The organism is Burkholderia sp. Bp9015 (assembly GCF_003853505.1).
Lineage (GTDB): Bacteria > Pseudomonadota > Gammaproteobacteria > Burkholderiales > Burkholderiaceae > Burkholderia.
Genome location: NZ_QTPZ01000075.1, coordinates 1 through 3629, shown reverse-complemented (window position 1 = coordinate 3629; position 3629 = coordinate 1). Strand labels below are relative to the sequence as shown.

The 3629-nt window shown below is 64.6% G+C and carries 4 protein-coding genes; all 4 read left to right on the top strand.

Annotation, left to right across the window (positions count from 1 at the left end; all coding sequences use genetic code 11):
- Window positions 1-924: branched-chain amino acid ABC transporter permease (locus tag DIE12_RS37540; RefSeq protein WP_148092733.1), on the top strand; the 924-nt coding region annotated here is incomplete at its 5' end.
- 19 nt (window positions 925-943) lie between these two features.
- The gene (locus DIE12_RS37535; protein ID WP_044845602.1) at window positions 944-2113 is read left to right on the top strand and encodes an ABC transporter permease subunit; all 1170 of its coding nucleotides are present in this window, start codon (window positions 944-946) and stop codon (window positions 2111-2113) included.
- A 23-nt stretch (window positions 2114-2136) separates the two neighbouring features.
- A complete protein-coding gene (locus DIE12_RS37530) occupies window positions 2137-2913 on the top strand; it encodes an ABC transporter ATP-binding protein (RefSeq protein WP_044845603.1) in 777 nt (258 codons plus the stop codon).
- Window positions 2913-3629, top strand: coding sequence for an ABC transporter ATP-binding protein (locus DIE12_RS37525; protein WP_044845604.1), 717 nt, complete (start codon window positions 2913-2915; stop codon window positions 3627-3629). Before DIE12_RS37530 ends, DIE12_RS37525 begins: the two co-directional genes overlap by 1 nt.

Sequence of the window (3629 nt, the reverse complement as noted above, 5' to 3'; positions counted from 1 at the left end):
AACGGGCTGGTGCTCGGCAGTGTGTACGCCATCATCGCGTTGGGTTACACGATGGTGTACGGCATTCTCGGCATCATCAACTTCGCGCACGGCGACGTGCTGATGATCGGCGCGATGGTCGCCCTGTCGGCGATCACCGTGCTGCAGAACCACTTTCCCGGACTCGGCAACGTCGCGACGCTGACGATCGGCCTTGGCATCGCCGCCGTCGTCTGCGCGTGCGTGGGCTACACGATCGAGCGGGTCGCGTACCGGCCGCTGCGCCGCGCACCGCGTCTCGCGCCGCTGATCACCGCGATCGGCGTGTCGATCCTGCTGCAGACGGCCGCGATGATCATCTGGTCGCGCAACCCGCTGCCGTTCCCGCAATTGCTGCCGACCGATCCGATCAACGTGATCAAGGCGACCGACACGACGCCCGGCGCCGTGATCTCGGTCACCGAAATCGTGATCATCGCGGTGGCGTTCATCGTGATGGCAGGCCTCTTGCTGCTCGTGCACAAGACCAAGCTCGGCCGCGCGATGCGCGCGATCGCCGAAAGCCCGAACACCGCGAGCCTGATGGGCGTGAACCCGAACTTCGTGATCTCGGCGACGTTCATGATCGGCTCCGCACTCGCCGCGCTGGCCGGCGTGATGATCGCGTCCGAATACGGCAACGTGCACTTCTACATGGGCTTCATCCCCGGCATGAAGGCGTTCACCGCGGCGGTGCTCGGCGGGATCGGCAACCTCGGCGGCGCGATGGTCGGCGGCGTGGTGCTCGGCCTGATCGAGCAGCTCGGCGCGGGCTACATCGGCAACCTCACGGGTGGCGTGTTCGGCAGTAACTACCAGGACGTGTTCGCATTCATCGTGCTGATCATCGTGCTGGTGTTCCGTCCGTCGGGCCTGCTGGGCGAACGTGTCGCGGACCGCGCGTAACGGAAGGGGAGCAAACAACATGACATCCATTCAACCGATCGAATCCTCGACGTCGCTCGTCGAAGAACGCAACACCGCCAAGACCGTCGTCATCGGCATCCTGACCGCGGCCTTCGTGATCGCGGCGCCGATCATCATCGGCTCGGCAGGCGGCAACTACTGGGTCCGCGTGCTCGACTTCGCGATGCTGTACGTGATGCTCGCGCTGGGCCTGAACGTGGTGGTCGGCTTCGCCGGCCTGCTCGACCTCGGCTACATCGCGTTCTACGCGGTGGGCGCGTACACGGCGGCACTGCTGAGCTCGCCGCACCTGACCTCGCAGTTCGAGTGGATCGCGGCGCTCGCGCCGAACGGCCTGCACATCCCGTTCCTGATCATCGTGCCGATCGCGATGGCGCTGGCGGCGACCTTCGGCATCCTGCTCGGCGCGCCGACGCTGCGCCTGCGCGGCGACTATCTGGCGATCGTGACGCTCGGCTTCGGTGAAATCGTCCGGATCTTCATGAACAACCTCGACCGTCCGGTGAACATCACCAACGGCCCGAAGGGGATCACGGGCATCGATCCGGTGCACGTCGGCGGCTTCAACCTGTCGCAGACGCACTCGATCTTCGGCTTCCAGCTGCCGTCGGTCTACATGTACTACTACCTGTTCGTGCTCTGCGCGCTGCTGGTGATCTGGGTCTGTACGCGCCTGCAGCATTCGCGTATCGGCCGCGCATGGGCCGCGATCCGCGAAGACGAAATCGCCGCGAAGGCGATGGGCATCAACACCCGTAACGTGAAGCTGCTCGCGTTCGCGATGGGCGCGTCGTTCGGCGGCCTGTCGGGTGCGATGTTCGGTGCGTTCCAGGGCTTCGTGTCGCCCGAGTCGTTCACGTTCTGGGAATCGATCGTCGTGCTGGCGTGCGTGGTGCTCGGCGGCATGGGCCACATCCCGGGCGTGATCCTCGGCGCGGTGCTGCTCGCGATCTTCCCGGAATTCCTGCGTTCGACGATGAGCCCGCTGCAGCACGCGATCTTCGGTCACGACATCGTCGACACCGAAGTGATCCGTCAGGCGCTGTACGGCCTCGCGATGGTGATCATCATGCTCTATCGCTCGGAAGGCCTGTGGCCGGCGCCGAAGCATGAGGACAAGATCGCGAAACTGGCGAAGCGCAACAGCAAGAAGCCGGTGCGCGCTTAACCAACGGACAAGGGGATACACACATGAGCGACAAGCAAATCCGACTGTCCGTCTCGGGCGTGAACAAACGCTTCGGCGGGCTGCAGGCACTGTCCGACGTCGGCCTGCAGATCAAGGAAGGCGAGATCTACGGCCTGATCGGCCCGAACGGCGCCGGCAAGACCACGTTCTTCAACGTGATCACGGGCCTCTACACGCCGGACTCCGGCGAGTTCAAGCTCGACGGCACGGAATACAAGCCGACCGCGGTGCACCAGGTCGCAAAGACGGGCATCGCGCGCACGTTCCAGAACATCCGCCTGTTCGGCGGGATGACGGCGCTGGAGAACGTGATGGTGGGCCGCCACGTGCGGACCAAGCACGGGCTGCTCGGCGCGGTGTTCCAGACGCCGGCCGAGCGCCAGGAAGAGCGCGAGATCAAGGAACGCGCGATCGAGCTGCTCGAATACGTCGGCGTGCTGCAGTACGCGGACTACACGTCGCGCAACCTGTCGTACGGCCACCAGCGCCGTCTCGAGATTGCGCGCGCATTGGCGACCGACCCGAAGCTGCTCGCGCTCGACGAGCCGGCGGCCGGGATGAACGCGACCGAGAAGGTCGAACTCACGCGCCTGCTCGACAAGATCCGCTCGGACGGCCGTACGATCCTGCTGATCGAGCACGACGTGAAGCTCGTGATGGGATTGTGCAACCGGATGACGGTGCTCGATTACGGCAAGGTGATCGCCGAGGGTCTGCCGCAGGACGTGCAGAAGAATCCGAAGGTGATTGAGGCATATCTCGGCGCAGGGGTGCACTGATGGCAGCGGCAATGTTGAAAATCAAGGGCTTGCAGGTCAACTACGGCGGCATCCAGGCCGTCAAGGGCGTTGACATGGAAGTCCGCCAGGGCGAGCTGGTGACGCTGATCGGCGCGAACGGCGCGGGCAAGACCACGACGATGAAGGCGATCACGGGTCTCAAGCCGTACTCGGCGGGCGACATCGAGTACGACGGCAAGTCGATCAAGGGCGTGCCGTCGCACGAGCTGCTCAAGCGCGGCCTCGCGATGGTGCCGGAAGGTCGCGGGATCTTCGCGCGGATGTCGATCATCGAGAACATGCAGATGGGCGCATACCTGCGCAACGACAAGGAGCAGATCAAGCAGGACGTCGACCGGATGTTCGGCTTCTTCCCGCGGCTGAAGGAGCGTGCAACGCAGCTCGCGGGTACGCTGTCGGGCGGCGAGCAGCAGATGCTGGCGATGTCGCGCGCGATCCTGTCGAAGCCGAAGCTGCTGCTGCTCGACGAGCCGTCGATGGGCCTGTCGCCGATCATGGTCGAGAAGATCTTCGAAGTGGTGCGCGAGATCTCGAAGGAGGGCATCACGGTGCTGCTGGTCGAGCAGAACGCGCGGCTCGCGCTGCAAGCGGCCGACCGCGGCTACGTGATGGATTCCGGCACGGTCACGATGGAAGGCGACGCGAAGCAGATGCTCGACGATCCGAAGGTGCGGGCTGCGTATCTGGGTGAGTAA

Coding starts and splice junctions, on each gene's coding strand:
- DIE12_RS37535 (WP_044845602.1), top strand. CDS start 944: ATGACATCCATTCAACCGATCGAATCCTCGACGTCGCTCGTCGAAGAA.
- DIE12_RS37530 (WP_044845603.1), top strand. CDS start 2,137: ATGAGCGACAAGCAAATCCGACTGTCCGTCTCGGGCGTGAACAAACGC.
- DIE12_RS37525 (WP_044845604.1), top strand. CDS start 2,913: ATGGCAGCGGCAATGTTGAAAATCAAGGGCTTGCAGGTCAACTACGGC.